This window comes from Acinetobacter sp. MD2, assembly GCF_035615575.1.
Lineage (GTDB): Bacteria > Pseudomonadota > Gammaproteobacteria > Pseudomonadales > Moraxellaceae > Acinetobacter.
The window spans coordinates 386,073-404,055 of record NZ_VTDK01000001.1; the positions used below are offsets into that span (position 1 = coordinate 386,073).

General features: G+C 37.8%; 18 protein-coding genes and 1 other RNA gene. 7 read left to right on the top strand and 12 right to left on the bottom strand.

All coding sequences use genetic code 11. The features are described from left to right. Positions 1-6: 6 nt before the first annotated feature. Entirely contained in the window at positions 7-420 is a 414-nt protein-coding gene (locus FXN70_RS01860; RefSeq protein WP_324645714.1) for a RidA family protein, read from the bottom strand. Positions 421-689: 269 nt separating this feature from the next. Here FXN70_RS01860 and FXN70_RS01865 point away from each other — a divergent pair, with 269 nt between their 5' ends. Next, a complete protein-coding gene (locus tag FXN70_RS01865; RefSeq protein ID WP_324645715.1) occupies positions 690-1,940 on the top strand; it encodes an NAD(P)/FAD-dependent oxidoreductase in 1,251 nt (416 codons plus the stop codon). Between the two features lie 156 nt (positions 1,941-2,096). On the opposite strand, the gene FXN70_RS01870 is transcribed toward FXN70_RS01865, so the two are convergent. Genes FXN70_RS01870 through FXN70_RS01880 form a run of 3 tightly spaced genes read right to left on the bottom strand, consistent with a single transcriptional unit; the run spans position 2,097 to position 3,782 of the window. Next, complete coding sequence (locus tag FXN70_RS01870; protein ID WP_324645716.1) at positions 2,097-2,375, bottom strand: hypothetical protein; 279 nt, start codon at positions 2,373-2,375, stop codon at positions 2,097-2,099. Positions 2,376-2,388: 13 nt separating this feature from the next. After that, positions 2,389-3,612 (bottom strand): phage/plasmid replication protein, II/X family, encoded by a 1,224-nt coding sequence (locus tag FXN70_RS01875; protein WP_324645717.1) that lies wholly within the window; start codon positions 3,610-3,612, stop codon positions 2,389-2,391. Between the two features lie 5 nt (positions 3,613-3,617). Next, complete coding sequence (locus FXN70_RS01880; RefSeq protein WP_324645718.1) at positions 3,618-3,782, bottom strand: hypothetical protein; 165 nt, start codon at positions 3,780-3,782, stop codon at positions 3,618-3,620. A gap of 47 nt (positions 3,783-3,829) precedes the next feature. Here FXN70_RS01880 and FXN70_RS01885 point away from each other — a divergent pair, with 47 nt between their 5' ends. After that, complete coding sequence (locus FXN70_RS01885; RefSeq protein WP_324645719.1) at positions 3,830-4,054, top strand: hypothetical protein; 225 nt, start codon at positions 3,830-3,832, stop codon at positions 4,052-4,054. Positions 4,055-4,491: 437 nt separating this feature from the next. Beyond that, a complete protein-coding gene (locus tag FXN70_RS01890) occupies positions 4,492-9,309 on the top strand; it encodes a RecQ family ATP-dependent DNA helicase (RefSeq protein WP_324645720.1) in 4,818 nt (1,605 codons plus the stop codon). Here FXN70_RS01890 and FXN70_RS01895 read toward each other — a convergent pair. From FXN70_RS01895 to FXN70_RS01905, 3 genes are read right to left on the bottom strand one after another with little or no spacing between them, the layout of a single operon-like run. Then, a complete protein-coding gene (locus FXN70_RS01895) occupies positions 9,306-9,767 on the bottom strand; it encodes a hypothetical protein (RefSeq protein ID WP_324645721.1) in 462 nt (153 codons plus the stop codon). The two genes, FXN70_RS01890 and FXN70_RS01895, sit on opposite strands and share 4 nt — an antisense overlap. Before the next feature lie 15 nt (positions 9,768-9,782). Beyond that, positions 9,783-10,526, bottom strand: coding sequence for a phosphoglycerate mutase family protein (locus FXN70_RS01900; protein ID WP_324645722.1), 744 nt, complete (start codon positions 10,524-10,526; stop codon positions 9,783-9,785). A gap of 59 nt (positions 10,527-10,585) precedes the next feature. Next, positions 10,586-11,440 (bottom strand): 3'(2'),5'-bisphosphate nucleotidase CysQ, encoded by an 855-nt coding sequence (locus FXN70_RS01905; RefSeq protein ID WP_324645723.1) that lies wholly within the window; start codon positions 11,438-11,440, stop codon positions 10,586-10,588. A 196-nt stretch (positions 11,441-11,636) separates the two neighbouring features. Here FXN70_RS01905 and FXN70_RS01910 point away from each other — a divergent pair, with 196 nt between their 5' ends. The 3 genes from FXN70_RS01910 (at position 11,637) to FXN70_RS01920 (ending at position 13,795) form a co-directional block, all read left to right on the top strand. Continuing rightward, positions 11,637-12,062, top strand: a complete 426-nt coding sequence (locus FXN70_RS01910; RefSeq protein ID WP_324645724.1) for an RNA-binding S4 domain-containing protein — start codon at positions 11,637-11,639, stop codon at positions 12,060-12,062. Positions 12,063-12,206: 144 nt separating this feature from the next. Beyond that, positions 12,207-13,247 (top strand): recombinase RecA, encoded by a 1,041-nt coding sequence (recA, locus tag FXN70_RS01915; RefSeq protein ID WP_324645725.1) that lies wholly within the window; start codon positions 12,207-12,209, stop codon positions 13,245-13,247. Positions 13,248-13,303: 56 nt separating this feature from the next. After that, complete coding sequence (locus tag FXN70_RS01920) at positions 13,304-13,795, top strand: regulatory protein RecX (RefSeq protein ID WP_324645726.1); 492 nt, start codon at positions 13,304-13,306, stop codon at positions 13,793-13,795. Positions 13,796-13,811: 16 nt separating this feature from the next. Here FXN70_RS01920 and ffs read toward each other — a convergent pair. Next, positions 13,812-13,908, bottom strand: an RNA gene (gene ffs / locus FXN70_RS01925) — signal recognition particle sRNA small type. A 262-nt stretch (positions 13,909-14,170) separates the two neighbouring features. Between ffs and FXN70_RS01930 the strand changes: the two genes are divergently transcribed. Further along, positions 14,171-15,070 carry a YbgF trimerization domain-containing protein gene (locus FXN70_RS01930; protein WP_324645727.1) on the top strand — a complete coding sequence of 300 codons (900 nt, stop codon included), beginning with the start codon at positions 14,171-14,173 and terminating at the stop codon, positions 15,068-15,070. A 51-nt stretch (positions 15,071-15,121) separates the two neighbouring features. Here FXN70_RS01930 and lpxA read toward each other — a convergent pair whose 3' ends face one another. The 4 genes from lpxA to FXN70_RS01950 are packed head-to-tail and all read right to left on the bottom strand — an operon-like array spanning position 15,122 to position 17,962. Continuing rightward, positions 15,122-15,910 (bottom strand): acyl-ACP--UDP-N-acetylglucosamine O-acyltransferase, encoded by a 789-nt coding sequence (gene lpxA, locus FXN70_RS01935; RefSeq protein ID WP_324645728.1) that lies wholly within the window; start codon positions 15,908-15,910, stop codon positions 15,122-15,124. Between the two features lie 7 nt (positions 15,911-15,917). After that, positions 15,918-16,394 (bottom strand): 3-hydroxyacyl-ACP dehydratase FabZ, encoded by a 477-nt coding sequence (gene fabZ / locus FXN70_RS01940; RefSeq protein WP_324646051.1) that lies wholly within the window; start codon positions 16,392-16,394, stop codon positions 15,918-15,920. 5 nt (positions 16,395-16,399) lie between these two features. Further along, positions 16,400-17,470 carry a UDP-3-O-(3-hydroxymyristoyl)glucosamine N-acyltransferase gene (gene lpxD / locus FXN70_RS01945; protein WP_324645729.1) on the bottom strand — a complete coding sequence of 357 codons (1,071 nt, stop codon included), beginning with the start codon at positions 17,468-17,470 and terminating at the stop codon, positions 16,400-16,402. 3 nt (positions 17,471-17,473) lie between these two features. Further along, positions 17,474-17,962, bottom strand: coding sequence for an OmpH family outer membrane protein (locus FXN70_RS01950; RefSeq protein WP_324645730.1), 489 nt, complete (start codon positions 17,960-17,962; stop codon positions 17,474-17,476). Between the last annotated feature and the right edge of the window lie 21 nt (positions 17,963-17,983).

A 17,983-nucleotide genomic window follows, 5' to 3' on the forward strand; every position in this document is an offset into this window, starting at 1 on the left:
TTCCTCTTAATCTGGAATAACCGCAGTGGCATCAATTTCAACCAACCATTCTGGACGTGCCAAAGCAGATACTACAATGCCTGTAGAAACAGGGTAAACCCCTTTTAGCCATTTACCCACGACACGGTAAACGTCTTCCCGAAAACGTGGGTCGGTAATATAAATGGTGATTTTGCAAATATCTTCTAATTCACCACCTGCTTCTTTTAACAGCATGTCAATATTAAACATCGCTTGTTCGGCTTGACCCTTGGCATCGCCAATACATACGCTCTCTGATGTATCTAAATTTTGCCCAATTTGCCCGCGCAAAAATACGGTGCGACCACGTGCGACCACCGCCTGACACAGGTCGTTATCTAAATTTTGCTCTGGATAAGTTGCTTTGGTATTAAAAGTACGGATGCGGGTGTGTTTCATGCTTAGCCCCTTATAAATGATGTTTTTAGTATGCGGATGCAATCGTTCAATACAATTTCTATTTTCCTAGTCCTTAATTCAGATAATCCTTACTAGATTGATTTTCATTAAAAAAATAAGACTGAACCACGATTCAGTTTTTTTGATGTAGTTCTTTTGGATATGTGATTTTCATTCTAAGGTGCAGTTTCTTAACATCGGAATAAATCAAGATATATCATGTGAAAAAATTCACATGAGGAATTAGTTTAAAGATAGGGCGGTGTAAGATGGATTTACCTAAAACAATAGACACAGTGGTCATTGGTGGTGGTCAGGCGGGTATTGCCGCAAGCGAGCATTTGGGGAATTTAGGCATTCCCTATATTGTATTGGAAAAAGCGCGTATTGCTGAAGCATGGCGCACACGGCGCTGGGATTCCTTAGTTGCAAATGGCCCATGTTGGCATGATCGTTTCCCGAATATGGAATTTACACATTCGCCCGAGGCCTTTGTCCATCACGACCAAGTTGCTGATTACTTTGAAGCCTATGCCAAGCAAATTCAAGCGCCTATTTTTAGTAATGTGGAAGTAATGCATTTAACCAAAAAAACCAATGATTTAGGCTATATTCTTAAAACCACACACGGCACAGTTGAAGCCAAACGCGTCATTATTGCTACAGGGCCATTTCAAAAAGCCATTATTCCTGCTATTGCACCGCAAAAGACAGCGTTATATCAAATTCACTCCGATCAATACAAAAATCCACAACAATTACCCGAAGGTAACGTGTTAGTGATTGGTGCAGGTTCATCAGGCGTGCAAATTGCCGATGAACTAAACCGTGCCGGCAAAAAAGTATTTTTATCGGTTGGAAAACATGAACGTCCACCACGGCGTTACCGCGGTCGTGATAATGTCTGGTGGTTAGGCGTATTGGGCGGTTGGGATGCTGAAAAACCAGACTCAGGGCCATTAAAAGGCTTTGCAGTGAGTGGCGCACATAATGGTCATACCGTTGACTTTAAAAAATTGGGGCAGCAGGGCATTACTTTAGTTGGAATGACCCAAGCTTTTGATGCGGATTGTGTAAGTTTTCAGCCCGATTTAGCTGAGAATATTCATCAAGCGGAGGAAAATTATTTAAAACTGCTTGATAAAGCTGATGCATTTATTGCCAATAATGGACTTAATTTACCTGAAGATCCCGATGCGCGTATTATATTAGATGATCCAGAATGTATTACTCATCCAATTTTAAAATTAAACTTTAATGATGAGAATATCACCAGCATTATTTGGGCATCGGGTTTTGGGTATGATTATGACTGGATTGATTTAGATATTTTTGATGAGAATAAACGTCCAAAACATAAGCAAGGCATAACGGCACAAGCAGGGATTTATTTTTTAGGTTTACCATATTTAACAGGTAGAGGTTCGAGTTTTATTTGGGGTGTTTGGCATGATGCAAAACGAATTGCTGAACATATTCAAATTAAGCATCAATATTTAAACTATCAACCTAATGATTAAATCGTCAGTTTATTTAAACCCCCACATTATGCAATGTATGTGGGGGGACTTCCAAAACAGTATCTTATTAAAATTATTATATATATCATAGTATTGAAACATCCAATTTAACATAATATACATTATACGAAATATTGCATTATAAGCCTTTGATTGTTATGGCTTTTTTGGAACTGGCTTAACGCTAAAAATCTGCATTTGCGCACCAAACTTGGTTTGTTGCTCTACAAACTGAATTTCAACCTCTTGGGCATTGTCTGCACATTCTTCTAAAATCGCTTGGATCTGTTCGACTGGCATCATTCCCGCAGTTGGCGTTAAGTTGTAACGCACTGGTGAGAAAACCGTGGTTGATAGATACGAGCGTTCTTTACCGTCTTTTTCAGAGCGATAAACAGTTGGCAAAATGGTGCGTGTATTGAATTGAACTTGCATGGTAATAGCCTCCTCAGGCAACTAAATGTAAGCCCTGATTTGGGCTGTATGGTGAAACTGGAATTTGATAGTCAGACGGCTGTTGATCGCACATCTTGAGTTCTAAAAGACGGACAAACGGAATAACCTTACCATTGGGGTTTTTAGCAAGATTCTGTAAATGAGCTTTTGAAATGCCAACATCTAAAAGAGATTTAACAGCGTCATAAAATGTTCGTTCGTTATAAAGAGCCTTTGTAGCGGTTAAGCCAATTTGACGCACTAATGCGTAAAATTTCATAGCATTGTTCGCTTTGGTATAGCTTGGTTTACCTGTCTTGGTATAAGTAACTAACTTAGATTTGAGTAAATCTAAGATTTCTCCATCACTTGAAAAATTCATATATTTACCCTTCATCGTGTCTAATATTGGATCAAACGCTACGTGCCATAGGCGTAGCAAAAGGTCTGGCTGTTGTTTCTGCAAATCAATTAATTGAAAAATATTGGTTGGATAACCATTTTTGGCTAAATATGTCTTGGTAATACGAGCTTCTAAACGGACAATTGCATTGGCAAATGGCAAAGCATCGTGCATAGCTACAACAAGTGCTTTAGAGCGCATACAACCCTTGTCTGCTTGTTTTTGAATCTTGTTTAATTGGGCTTTTACTTCTTCAAATTTGCCGTAGGCTTTTGGGCGAACACTGGCACCGTCATTACCCCAAGAAATATAGTTGTTGTATTTGACTTCACGGGCTTTACGATGACCAGATGCAAGATTAGCCATGTAATCTAAAACAGGCTGAACCATGTTCTGATGTGGCAATCTAAATAAATAGGTCGTATCAAGGCAGGATAATTCTGTATTTGCAACGTCTAAAATCGGGGCAAGCTTGGGAAATGCTGCGAGCAACATTCCAATCATGTGATATGTACCCAATTCAAGTGAATCAAAGCCATATACGTTATGACCCTGCAATAACTTCAAAGGCGAACCTTTAATCTCGACATAAGGCGCTGTGTTAAATGTTACGGTATAAAATTTAACTGCCATATCGGTGTAATCGCTTGGTAGCGATTCGTATGGGTGATAAAGCTCCCCTGTTGTTATTTTGCCTTCATCATCTTTAGAAACATGGCGAGTTGCAGCAGGCACACCAAAATCCAAAATATCGCCATTGAACCAATAACGATTGTCAAGGTTACAAACATGAGTCGGGATGATGGGAATCATTAAACGCTGAAAATCGTTCATAAGAATTAATTACCAAAAACACGAGAGCGAAATTGGTGAAACTCAATATCAGAAATCAAATTTGAAAAAAAACAAGCATCAATAAAGCCAATAGCAATACCCTTTTCAAGGTCAGTAACGGCAGCAAAAATAGCATTTTCAATATAATTTAAAGCTTGTTCTTTATTCATTATAAACCCTATTGGCAACATGCATGCATAAATGCATGTATTATTTTATGCAATCAACCAAAAGGTTAAAGAGAAAAGAAATGGTACAAAGCGTACGTCTAAATGACAAAGAGCAAGAAATGCTTAGAAAGAAAGCTGTTGAATTGAATAAAGTTCTAATTCAAAAAGGACAACAGCCAATTCGAGACAGCGAAGTAGTACATATATTAATAGAACATGGAATTGATCTAATAGAAGTAGGAAATAGTGGGAATTTAATAATACCAAAATAAGCATTAATGCGAATTAATCTCATTAATGCTAGAAGCTCCGTTATATATGGGTTACGGGGCAAATGTCGAAAAACTTTCCGCAGTCAGGCACACTATTTTAGATAGCAGTGTGCCCTTTCACAAAAATCGAATTTGCTCAATCAGTCGGTCGAACGTCCCTCCTCCCTCCCTCAATCGCATATTCGATTTTAAATAATAAACAGTATATTAAAAATATAATTTTATATTCGATTTCGCATAATAAAGATTGATGTTAAATAATAATTGGTGCATTAAAAAGATAATCGCATTTTATAAAAAGTTAATATCGAAACGATATTAACTTTTTATAAAAGATTATTATGTAACATAATCAAGACATTATGCGAAATGATGAATTGTAATCTTTGCAAGAATTATTTATGATTAGCGAGTACTTCCAATTATGACATTTAAAAATGGCCACAGTCGCATTCTTAGATTTAGAAGTGAATCCAGATAGCAAAAAAATTATTGATATTGGTGCGATTAAAACCAATGAAGAACAATTTCATCAAAACTCATTGCCAGCACTCACATCATTCTTATCTCAAACGGATTATCTGTGTGGTCATAATTTTATTCGGCACGATTTACATTATTTACAGCCAATTTTAAAGTCGCTTAATTTTCACCCAAACTGTATAATTGATACTTTATTTTTATCCGCATTATTATTTCCTGCACGCCCTTATCATGCATTAAATAAAAACTATAAATTACAGTTTGAATCGTCAAACTCGCCCTTAAACGATGCAATCATCACACGTGATTTATTACATAGCGAAATTGAAATTTTTTTAAGCTTAGATTTGCGCTTACAAGCCATTTTTTATTGGTTATTAAAAGATCAGATTGGTTTTAAGGCATTTTTTGAATATTTAAACTTTGTACCTGTGCAAGATGAACTGTTTGTACTTATTTATGAACTGTTTGCAGAAGAAATTTGTGAACAAGCCGATTTAGAAGGTTTTATTGAACGAAATCCTGTAGAACTTGCCTATACACTTTCATTAATTTATGTGAAAAATCGCTATTCAATTACACCCAAATGGTTATTGTTCCAATATCCTAAAATTGAAAGTATTTTATCTAAACTTAGAAGCACTCCATGTCGGCTAGGTTGTGCCTACTGCGCACAAAAGTTGAATCCTAAAATAGGATTAAAAAAGTTTTTTGGCTATGATAATTTCCGTCGTTATGACGATAAACCATTACAAGAACAAGCAGCCAAAGCCGCCATTGAAAATAAATCACTTTTGGCTATTTTCCCAACAGGCGGTGGTAAATCAATTACGTTTCAAGTTCCTGCATTAATGAGTGGCGAGAATAACAAAGGTTTAACGGTGGTTATTTCACCTTTACAGTCATTAATGAAAGACCAAGTCGATAATTTAGAACGTAATGGTATTACCGATGCAGTGACCATCAATGGCTTATTAGATCCGATTGAGCGCGCAAAATCGCTAGAACGTGTGATTGATGGATCAGCTGCCCTACTCTACATTTCGCCTGAATCGTTACGTTCACGCACCATCGAAAGAGCATTATTGGCGCGTAATGTGGTCAGGTTTGTGATTGATGAAGCACACTGTTTTTCTTCGTGGGGACAAGATTTTCGGGTTGATTATTTATATATTGCAGATTTCATTAAAAACCTACAAGAAACCAAACAATTAGCAGAACCTATAGCCGTTTCATGTTTCACTGCAACAGCTAAACAACGTGTGGTTGATGATATTTGTGCTTATTTTAAAACGCGCTTAGGACTTGAATTAGAAATTTTTTCTGCCAAAGTTTCTCGTAAAAACTTACGTTATCAAGTCTTTAACAAACAAGGACATGATGAAAAATATCAAACCTTACGCCAATTGATTGAAGATAAGAATTGTCCGACTATTATTTATGTTTCACGTACCAAACGAGTTAAAGCCCTTGTAGAACAACTCGGACAAGATGGATTTAATGTCCGTGGTTATCACGGAAAAATGCACAGCCAAGACAAAACGGCTAATCAAGAAGCCTTTATTGCGGGTGATGTGCAAATTATGGTGGCAACATCTGCTTTTGGTATGGGTGTTGATAAACGTGATGTTGGTGCTGTTATTCACTATGAAATTTCAGATTCATTAGAAAATTATGTGCAAGAAGCAGGTCGTGCGGGTCGAGATGAAAACCTGCAAGCTGAGTGTTTTGTTTTATTCGATGAAGAAGATTTAAGTAAGCATTTTATTTTGCTGAATCAAACTAAAATTTCAATTAAAGAGATTCAGCAAATTTGGAAAGCGATTAAAGATATGACCCGTGTACGTGCATCATTGTCGAATTCGGCATTAGAAATTGCCCGTAAAGCAGGTTGGGATGACACGGTAGACGATATCGAAAACCGCGTGACCACTGCAATTTCAGCGTTAGAAGACTCAGGTTATGTCAAACGCGGGCAAAATATGCCACGAGTTTTTGCCAATAGTATTTTGTGTAAGAATGCACAAGAAGCAATTGAAATTATTGAAAATTCTGAAAAATTAATTGAAGTGCAAAAACAAAAAGCTATTCGAATTATTAAAAAGCTGTTTTCCACCAAAAGTCGTAAGTTAGCCACTGATGAAGCCGCAGAGTCACGGGTTGATTATATCAGCGACCATCTTGGTATTGTGCGTGCAGAAGTCATCCAAATCATTAATATTTTTCGGGAAGAAAAAATTTTAGCCGACACACAAGACTTAACCGCTTTTATTAAGAAAACTGAAACGGCTAATAAATCATTCAATATTTTGAAAGATTTTATCGCCATTGAAAATGCCTTGTTGACACAGATTCATGCAGATGAAAATCACTACTCGGTCAAAGAGCTCAATCAGACGATTGATGAAATGAGCATACAACAAGTTACACCCAATAAAATTAAGACAATTCTCAACTTTTGGTCGATTAAAAACTGGGTGAAGAAAAAGAATATTGAACATCAACATCATCAAATTGCCCTGCTGTATCAAACTGAGCCTGCACAGCTATTAGAAAAAGTTGCCAAGCGTCACGCACTAGCACAATTCATTGTCGAATATTTATATCAACGTTATCAACAAGATCATTTATCTGCCCTAGAAAAAGAAGAATGCTTAATTGAATTTTCTATCCATGAACTCAAAGCGGCCTATGAAAAGACAGAAGATGTATTGACGTTAAAGATTGACTTAGATGATGTAGAAGACAGCTTATTTTATTTATCACGAATTGAAGCCATTAAAATTGAAGGTGGCTTTATGGTGATTTATAACCGTCTTAGCCTACAACGCCTTGAAAAAAACAACCTGAAAAAATACACCAAAGAAGATTATAAAAAGTTAGAACTTTATTACGACAACAAGGTGCAACAAATTCATATTGTCGGTGAATATGCCAAGAAAATGGTTGAAGATTATCAAGTTGCATTACAATTTGTAGAGGATTATTTTCAGCTTAATTATAGTAGTTTTTTAAGAAAATATTTCCCTGCCAGTAAAGGCGATTTTTTAAAACAAAAAATGACTGCTTCAAAATTCCAACGTCTTTTTGGTGAACTGTCCCCTGCACAACTTAAAATTATTAATGACAGTGAGAATCAGCATATTGTAGTTGCCGCTGGGCCTGGTAGTGGCAAAACCCGTGTTTTGGTGCATAAATTGGCATCTTTATTGATGATGGAAGATGTTAAACATGAGCAATTGTTAATGCTCACCTTCTCACGCGCCGCTGCATATGAGTTTAAATCACGCCTTATTCAGCTAATTGGGAATGCCGCAGCCTATGTTGAAATTAAAACCTTTCATTCATATTGTTTTGATTTACTTGGAAAAGTTGGAAGTTTGGAACAGTCAGATGCGATTGTACAACGTGCAACCGATAAAATTAAAACGGGCGATGTAGAGATCAATCGAATTAGCAAAATGGTGCTGGTGATTGATGAAGCGCAAGATATGAATGCGGTTCAATTTGAACTGGTTCAGACGCTTATGGAAAAAAATGAGGAAATGCGTGTTATTGCGGTTGGTGATGATGATCAAACCATTTATTCCTTCGCCCCTGTGTTTGCGAGCGCAAAACACCTACAAAGTTTGGTCGAGCAACACCATGCTGAGCAATATGAATTGGTCGAAAATTATCGGAGTAAGCAGAACTTGGTCGCTTTTAGCAACTATTTTGCCGACGGTATTCAGCAGCGGCTAAAAAAATTCCCAATTGTGGCCAAACAAACTGACAATGGCGAGATTCAACTGACACGTTACAGCAGCCATCACCTTATTCAGCCTTTAATTGAGCAGGTGCTGGCCACAAAGACAGATGGAAGTCGTTGTATTTTGGTGCAAACCAATGATGAAGCCGCACAAATTACCAGTCTGTTGTTACAACGTGGTATTGCCGCCAAACTTATTCAAAGTAATGAAGGTTTCAATGTCTTTGATTTACTTGAGATTCGAGCATTTTTTCATTATTTAGACTTAGGCGAACATGATTATATTATCTCGGCAGCGCGTTGGGATGATGCAATCATCAAACTCAAAAACAGATTCCAACGAAGCCAAAAGCTTGATCTATGCTTAAACCTGATTCAAATATTTGCCGCAATCCATCCCGAACAAAAATACCAATCTGACTTTCGGGTATTTGTACGAGAATCCAAACTTGAAGATTTTTACACCATCCAAGATGATATAGTTTTTGTATCGACCATTCACAAAAGTAAAGGCCGTGAATTTGATCAGGTCTTTTTAATGCTGAATCAATTTAAACTCAAAGATGATGATACAAAACGGCAACTGTATGTCGGATTAACCCGTGCAAAAAGTCACTTAAATATTTTATGTAATACCAATATTTTAGATGGGATTCAGGTCGAAAATTTAATTCTGATGAAAAATCAGACCAACTATGCCGCAACATCAGACTTTATCTTTTATTTAAATCATAAGAACATCTATTTAAATCATTTTATTCATCATGCAAGTGTTGTTCGCGACTTCGTCAGTGGCGATATTTTATTTGCCGATACAGACGGCTGTAAAAATGTAGAAGGTAGTTATGTCCTTAAATTTTCAAAGAGTTTTAAAGAGCAGTTACAAGCTAAATTAAAACAAGGCTATCACATTAAAAGTGCTAAAGTTAATTTTGTCGTGCTTTGGCATAAAGAAGATCATGCCGATGAATATCGTATTATTTTACCTGAACTGCACCTTATCAAAACACAATCTGATTATTAAAAATCTAATTGTGAATACTTATTTGCATAATCCTGACTTAATGCCTTGGCATCTTCAAGTGCATTATGCGGTATTGCAGAGAGCTGTGTACTCAATGACAAGTCAAGTAAAAAATGAATAGCAGGGACACTCAAACATTGACCCTGCCCAACCAGTAAGGTGCGATTAAATAATTCAATGTCTGAAGGATAATCGGCCACGATCGTGAGAGAACAAGATTCTACCGCATTTATTTCCCATAAGAAGCGACTTAACTTATTGGCCAACGCCCACAGTGGAATCGCATCTTTTCCAAGTACAGGTAAAACATGCTGTGCCACAAAAGGCAGTGGCTGACTACACGCTACAACTTCATAAAAACAGTATGTTGCATCGGCAGAAACCAATGCCAATGAAATAAGATCGCCTGTACTATGGTCATGCCAACCATTAAATTCACAATCTAAAAAAAGATGCATCCAATTCCTTGCCTGTTAATCTTTCAGATGTTGCTGTTGAAAGTCATGAATTGAAAGCTGATGCAATTGCCCTCTCCAAATCCATTTTAAAATACTCTCAGAAAAACAATCGCCTTCAAACCAAACAAAAACGCCTTCCATCATCTCAGGCCAATCACTCTTATTCAGTTGGGTCTGGTTATTCATAACCGCTAGCATTGCTGCAATAATAGTGTCGTGACTTACCGCCAAACTTAAACCGCCTGCTTGCTGCGGATGCGTCTGATAAATCAATTCCAATACATCAACCACCCCAGTAATCGGGTGTTTCATGCCAGGTAAGCCATTATTGACAAAACTATTCACAAAACCTAAAGCACCTTGTTGCTTAAAATAAGGGGCTGCTTGCTGAATATCGAGTACAAAACTACCCGGTTCGACCAATAAACCCTGTTCAATAATTTCAATATGATGCGTATTTTGCTGTATCGCAATTTGGTCAGCACCTTGAATCATTAATGCAGCAGTATCAATACAGCGCTGAATTGGACTTGAAATGCAGTGTTGTATCACACGGTCGGTATTTTGAATTAAATATTGTCCCCATGCTTGTGCAAGCTCACGCCCTTGTGTGGTGAGTTGTAAGTCGTATCCAGCCAAACCTTGCCCTGCTACAATCTCTCGAATCGAATGCCGAGTAAATAACGTCACAGGTGTATGTCTATCGGGCAGTAAATCAATTGCCTGAAACATACTTTTGGGGAGTAATTTTAAAGCCATTCCATGTGTTCGCATTTTATTTTAAGCATTAATATAACATGCTCTGGCAAAGTCCGTGGTTATTTTGCCATGTGCTGCAATGCTGTGATGCCTGCACTTTTACTGGCTTCAGAACGATAGGCCAAGAATCCTGAATTTAATAAGCTGCTGCGAATATTATAGCGAAATTTTTGACCATCTAAACCGATCAAACCACCACCAATGCTTTGAAGTAGACCTTGCCCTGCACTGGTGTCCCATTCACAAGTGGGATGAAAACGTGGATACAAGTCAATTTCCCCTTCAAGCATCAAACAAAACTTATAAGCGCTACCTGCGGTGATTGATTCAATACTATGATGCTGTGCTAAAAGTTCAGTAAATTGTTGATACTCAATCTGACGACTGCGATGACTTAAACCTAGCTTTAAGCAGTTTGATTCTAAAGGCGGCTGTGCTTGGTACTGCTGCCATGTGTTTTGATCTTGTAAGTATTTATAAGGCAATTGGTCGGTGTAACCCAAATAAACAATCCGTTGTGCAGGTACAGCAATCACTGAAAATAAGGTTTCACCTTGTTCAATTAAGCTTAAATTGATCGTAAACTCAGGGCGCTTTTTTAAAAATTCTTTCGTGCCGTCTAGCGGGTCAAGCAACCAGCATTTTTGCCATGTATGACGTAAATGCACATCTCCTTCTTCTGACAACACTGCAATTTCAGGGGTTATTTGCTGAAGTGCGTGTAAGATGAAATCATTACACTTTAGATCGGCTTGGGTAACAGGCGATAAATCATCTTTATGCTGTATTTTAAATGTTGCATCTGCCGCACAATAAGTTTGGTATTCTGCCTGCAATAACTGATTTGCACTGCAAATGATAGTTAAAATGTGCTGAATAAAAGCATCTTTTGGCGCAAGACATGGTGTAAACATAGGCATTCCTTAAATTTTGCAGCAAGTTAGGCTTGTAAATTTGAGCATCTACCTTATTGTATAATAGAGCTCTTGCACGATGAGTATCACTGCATTATTTTTGCATGATAGATCGCAATAAAACATAGGCTGCAAGAACTTTCATAGATGAATACGTTAAATTATTCATTTTGTATATATGATGAATAGGATGTATATGAAACAACATTCCGAACCAAAAGATAGTATGCGAGTCGACAAATGGCTTTGGGCAGCCCGATTTTTTAAAACTCGCTCAATTGCCAAAGCTGCAATTGAAGGTGGTAAAGTACATCATCAAAGTGAACGGGTTAAAGTTTCTAAAGAGATTCGTATCGGAATGGAATTGACTATTCAGCAAGGAATAGATAAAAAAACAGTGGTGATTACTGGCCTATCCGATATTCGTGGTCCTGCGCCTGTTGCACAATTACTTTACAGTGAAACAGAAACCAGTATTGCACGCCGTGAGCTCTTTGCATCGCAGCGGAAATTACAAAATTTAGCCCGCCCCGATCATCGTCCAAGTAAAAAAGATCGCCGTGACATTCATAAATTCAAACATCAGCATGATGCTCAATATGAAGCAACATGGGATGACTAATAGCGACAACTTATGTCGCACCCAATTAAATCAACATAGCCAATTTAAATTAAATCTGTCAGTATAATGCCCGTGGTGTCGAGATTCTTTTTCCTATACATCCACTTAAGTGTACAGACATAATCATCGTTTTGAGGTTGTAAGATGGATGAAAATAAAAGCAAAGCGTTAAATGCCGCTTTAAGTCAAATTGAAAAACAATTTGGTAAAAATACAGTAATGCGCCTCGGTGATAACACCGTTCAGGCGATAGAAGCCGTATCAACTGGTTCTTTAACGCTTGATATTGCACTTGGTATAGGTGGTTTACCTAAAGGCCGTATTGTTGAAATTTATGGCCCTGAATCGTCAGGTAAAACCACTATGACTTTGCAAGCGATTGCGCAATGTCAAAAAGCGGGTGGTACGTGTGCTTTTATTGATGCCGAACATGCACTTGACCCACAATATGCCCGCAAACTTGGCGTAGACATTGACAATTTATTGGTTTCACAGCCCGATAACGGTGAACAAGCACTCGAAATTGCCGATATGTTGGTTCGTTCAGGTGCAATTGATTTAATCGTGGTCGACTCTGTTGCCGCACTTACCCCGAAAGCTGAAATTGAAGGCGAAATGGGTGACTCGCACATGGGCTTACAAGCACGCTTAATGAGCCAAGCCTTGCGTAAAATTACTGGTAATGCCAAACGCCTCAATTGTATGGTGATTTTCATTAACCAAATCCGTATGAAAATTGGGGTTATGTTTGGTAGCCCTGAAACAACCACAGGTGGTAATGCATTAAAATTCTACGCTTCGGTGCGTTTAGACATTCGCCGTATTGGTCAAGTTAAAGAAGGCGATGAAATTATTGGTTCTGAAACCAAAGTAAAAGTCGTTAAAAACAAAATGGCACCACCATTTAAAGAAGCCCTTTTCCAAATTTTATATGGTAAAGGCGTTAATCAGCTAGGTGAAGTGGTTGACCTTGCGGTACAACAAGAAATTGTACAAAAAGCAGGTGCTTGGTACTCTTATCAAGGCAGTAAAATTGGCCAAGGTAAAAATAACGTGATTCGTTATTTAGAAGAGAATGCTCAGCTTGCAAAAGAAATTGAAACCCAAATTCGCGAGCAACTGTTAACCAAAAATGTGTCACCTACAGAGCAGACAGAAGAAGAAGCTGATTTCATTGAACCTTAATTAAATGTTTTATAGAACGCCCTTCGGGGCGTTTTTACTGTATAGAGAAACCGTTTATGTGGAAAAAATCATCTACTGAAATTGTAAAAACGCTGACAGGAACGCGGCTACGATCTTATGCTTTTGCACTTTTAGCCAAACGTGAATATTCCAAGCAAGAGCTACACAATAAGCTCGCTTGCTATGCTATTCATTTAGATGAAGTAATTGCATTGGTTGATGAGCTAGAACAGCAGCACTACCAAAGTGATGAGCGAATGGCGAAAATGGTTTTATCAAGTCAAGTTAGACAAGGTAAAGGTCCAAGACGTATTACGCAGGCTTTGCAAAAAAAAGCGATTGATCAAGAATATATTGAAACTGAACTTGATGAAATTGATTGGTTAAGTCAAGCATACCAATTAAAAGTAAAAAAATTTGGTGCTTTGGTCAGCCGTGATCAAAAGGAAATTGCGAAACAAATTCGTTATTTACAGTATCGTGGCTATGATATGGATGTGATTTTTAAGGCAATTAAGAAAGAAGCAGATGAGGATGAGTTCTTATAATATAAAATGGTGGCAGCCCTACTAGCAAAACCTCGGCACATCATATTTCTGTTACCGTTGCTACCTTCCGGTCCTGGCGGGGTTCACAGAGTACAATTGCGAAGCTACCAGCAGGGCTACCATTGCAACGACGATTATAGAGATTTTAAAATCTGATGCAAGATAAAATCAGATAAATTATTGAAATTTGGCATCGTTTGTCTGTAAAAAATACAATTCAATAAATTTACTCAATATTGTGTTTGTTTTTTCGGCTTACATTTTAAAAATGCTGTGAGATTGTAAATAGTTATTGCCTATTTTCAAAGAAACTTGATAATAAAACCATTCACTCTCTCGATTTATATTCGACTTTATCTTTTTTCAGGTTGTGTTATGAAGTTTAAAAAAACAGCGTTAGTATGTGTTGTCACCTGTCTAATGATTGGCTCGTTGTCAGCTGCACCCATTGAAAATGTCAATTTAAGCCAAAATACGGGTGCAAACACAACATCAGCTACCCCAGTTGCAACCACAACTGCTCCAAATATTCCAACCAATTTAAACTGGGAGTTGGTACAAAAAACAGAACGACTTGAAAATGAAGTACGTAGCTTACGTGGAAGTTTAGAAGAACAGCAAAACACTATTGACCAACTGAAAAAAGATGCTGAAAATCGTTACAATGATCTTGATCAACGGTTGCAATTATTACAGCAAAAGGTTGATCCAGAAAGTAATGCGAGTGAAGATGGCGATGATACTGCATCTGAACCAAGCAGCACAAATAGTACAAGCCCATCTGCCACAAGCGATAAAACAGCAACAACGACCGCAGCCGTACCTGTTACCCCTGTAAAAGCACCATCTACAAATACAGCAAGCTCAAATACAAATATAGATAAAACGACACCAACACCTAAACCTCAGAGTGAAAAGCAGGCCTACACCACCGCGCTAGATGCATATAAGCAAGGCGGGGCAAAATCTGCAATTTCACCAATGCAGAATTTTATTAAAACTTATCCAAATAGTATTTATATCGGAAATGCACATTTCTGGTTGGCTGAATTCAATTTAGCGATTGAACCGCCAAATTATACTGATGCCAAAAAAAACTATGAGATTGTTGCTAAGCAATATCCACAATCGGCCAAAGCTGCGCGCTCACTATATCAACTATATAGTATTGCCAAAAATATTGATAAAAATACCGTATCCGCTAATTTATATCGCCAGCAGCTGCTAACCAAATACCCTAAATCTGAAGAAGCAGGTTTTGTCAAAAAAGGCTGAAATAAAAAAGGCTAAACGGATGTTTAGCCTTTTTTATTTTGCAGAACAAACTTAACGTACGATACCACGCTCAGATTGCTCAATTGAGTCAATAAGTAACTGGACTTCTGCAACGTCAGCTAAAATTTCGGCACGAATACGCGCTACCGCTTCAACTGTCGTTAAGTTTTCTTTATACACCAACTTAAATGCTTCACGTAAGCCTTGAATCACTTCGCGTGACCAACCACGACGACGCATTCCCTCAAGATTCAAACCAAAAGCATGTGCAGGATTCCCTGACACTGTGACATAGGCAGGAACATCTTTTACAACTAAAGATGCTGCACCAATCATGCTGTACGCACCTACTCGACAGAATTGATGAATACCTGAGTTTCCACCGACAATGACATGACTGGCAATATGAACATGTCCAGCTACACCTACGTTATTGGCAAAAATATTGTGGTCACCGATTTGGCAATCGTGTGCAATATGGGTGTTTACCATTAATAAGTTATGACTGCCTAAGCGAGTCAGACTTTGGTCTTGCACTGTACCGCGATGTAAAGAAGCATGTTCACGAATGACATTATGGTCGCCAATTTCTAACCATGTTTCTTCGCCATTATATTTGAGGTCTTGGCAAACTTCACCAATACTGGCGAATTGAAAAATTTGATTGTGTTTACCAATACGAGTATATCCGCCAATCACAACATGTGAATGCAGTTTCGTCCCTGCACCAATCGTTACTTGTGGGCCAATAATACAGTATGGCCCGATTTCTACATCTGGTGCAATAACAGCAGATGAGTCAATAATAGCGGTTGGATGGATATATTCTTTACTACTCATGCCTGCTCTATGTTCTTTGGTGAGAGATAATAATTTCTGCAGCTGCAGCGACAACGCCGTCTACGCTTGCAGTACAATTATATTTGTAAATGCCGCGTTTTTGCATCAATAGTTCAGATTTTAGAACCAATTGATCGCCTGCAACGACTTGTTTTTTGAAACGGATTTTCTCTGCACCTGCAAACAGGAACAAAGATCCTGGTTTTGGTGTTTCATTATTCATCACAAAACCCAAAATTCCTGAAACTTGGGCTAAGGCTTCAATAATTAACACGCCTGGCATAATTGGATATTCAGGAAAATGTCCTTGAAGAAATTCTTCATTAATCGACACATTTTTATAACCAACAATGCTGTTATCTGTAATTTCAGTGACACGGTCAACCAATAAAAATGGATAACGATGTGGTAAATATTCACGAATTTTCTGAATTTTCATTGGTAATTCAGGAATTTCAAAAGCTGGAGTATTTGATTCTGTGATCATATTCATTTACGCGTATTCAAAGTTGATTCAAGGGACTCAATCTGAGCTTGTATATGATCTAATCGTTTCACGATATGGGTCAATGGCACATCTGCTAATTGTCGTAAGCGTACAACCGTTCTTTTCCATTGTGAATTTTCAAAAAGCCCTGTGCCTGAAGAATAGGTTCCTGCTTTAAAAATACTTTTTGTAGCTATTGACATTCCTGTCAATGTTACATTATCGGCAATTTCAATATGCCCTACAACCCCACATGCGCCTGCAAGTATACAGTTTTTGCCAATGGTTGTACTGCCAGCAATCCCAGATTTTGCAGCAATGGCGGTATTTTGCCCAATTTTTACGTTATGTGCGATTTGCACAAGGTTATCAATAATGACACCATCTTCTAAAATTGTGTCATCCAATGCACCACGGTCAATACTACAATTTGAACCAATTCTGACATTGTTTCCAATTTTAACTGAACCTAACTGTGCAATACGATGCCATTTGCCTTGATAAGGCGCAAAACCAAATCCCTCACCTCCAATTACAGTATTGGCGTGAATACGGACATGATGACCAATTTTGGTATAGCCCGTTAATGTTACATGCGAATCAATAAAGCAATGGTTACCAATTTCTACGCCATCATCAATTTTAACATGCGACTCAATGACACTGTCTTCCCCGACCACACAATCTTCACCAATCACGACATAATGGCCAATATAAGCACTATCGGCAATCATTGCTGAAGGATGAATTTTTGCTGTACTTTCAATGCCACGCATTGTTTTCTTTACTTCAAATGCATGGGTTAGAGTAGCAAAAGCCAAATAGGGATTACTCACCACAATAAAATTTTGATGCTGCGGAAGTTTATTTTGTAAATCTGCAGAAATAATCAATGCACCTGCTTTGGATGCCTGTGCTTTTTCTAGATATTTCTCACCATTTACAAAAGCAATCTGAGATTTGGTTGCATGTTCTAAACTGGCCAAGCCTGAAATTTTCATTTCAGGCTGACCAATTAACTCACCTTTGACAAGATGAGCTAATGCTTCTAATGAGTAAATTTGCTGATTCATGAATTATTTGATCGCATTAACCTTTTGAATCATTTTATCAGTTAAATCATTCTTAGCGTCATAGGCAAGAGCGGCATTTTTATTCAAAACAAGGTCTAAATTACCTTCTTTACGTAACTGCTCAGCAGTTTGTTGTACACGACTACTAAAGGTTTGACTGGTTGTTTGTGATGTAGCCTGTACACGCTGTTGAATATTTTGCTCAAGTGAATTAATTTCACGCACTTTAGTTTCATATTGTGACTTTAACTGATCTACTTCCGCAGGTTTTGCAGTACTTGCTTTGGCTTGGAGTGCCTGAATGTCTTTATTTAGTTGCTCAACGCGATCTGCAGATGGTTTGACTGACTGTTGTAATGTCGCATTTTGTTGCTTTAAATATGTACTACTTTCAACAACACGTTGCATATCAATCACACCATAGCCAGCTGCATGGGTTAGACCTGTTGCAGTTACACCCAAAGTCAAAAGAAGTGTTGATAGTTTTTTCATTTTAAATGTCCTAAAGTCGTT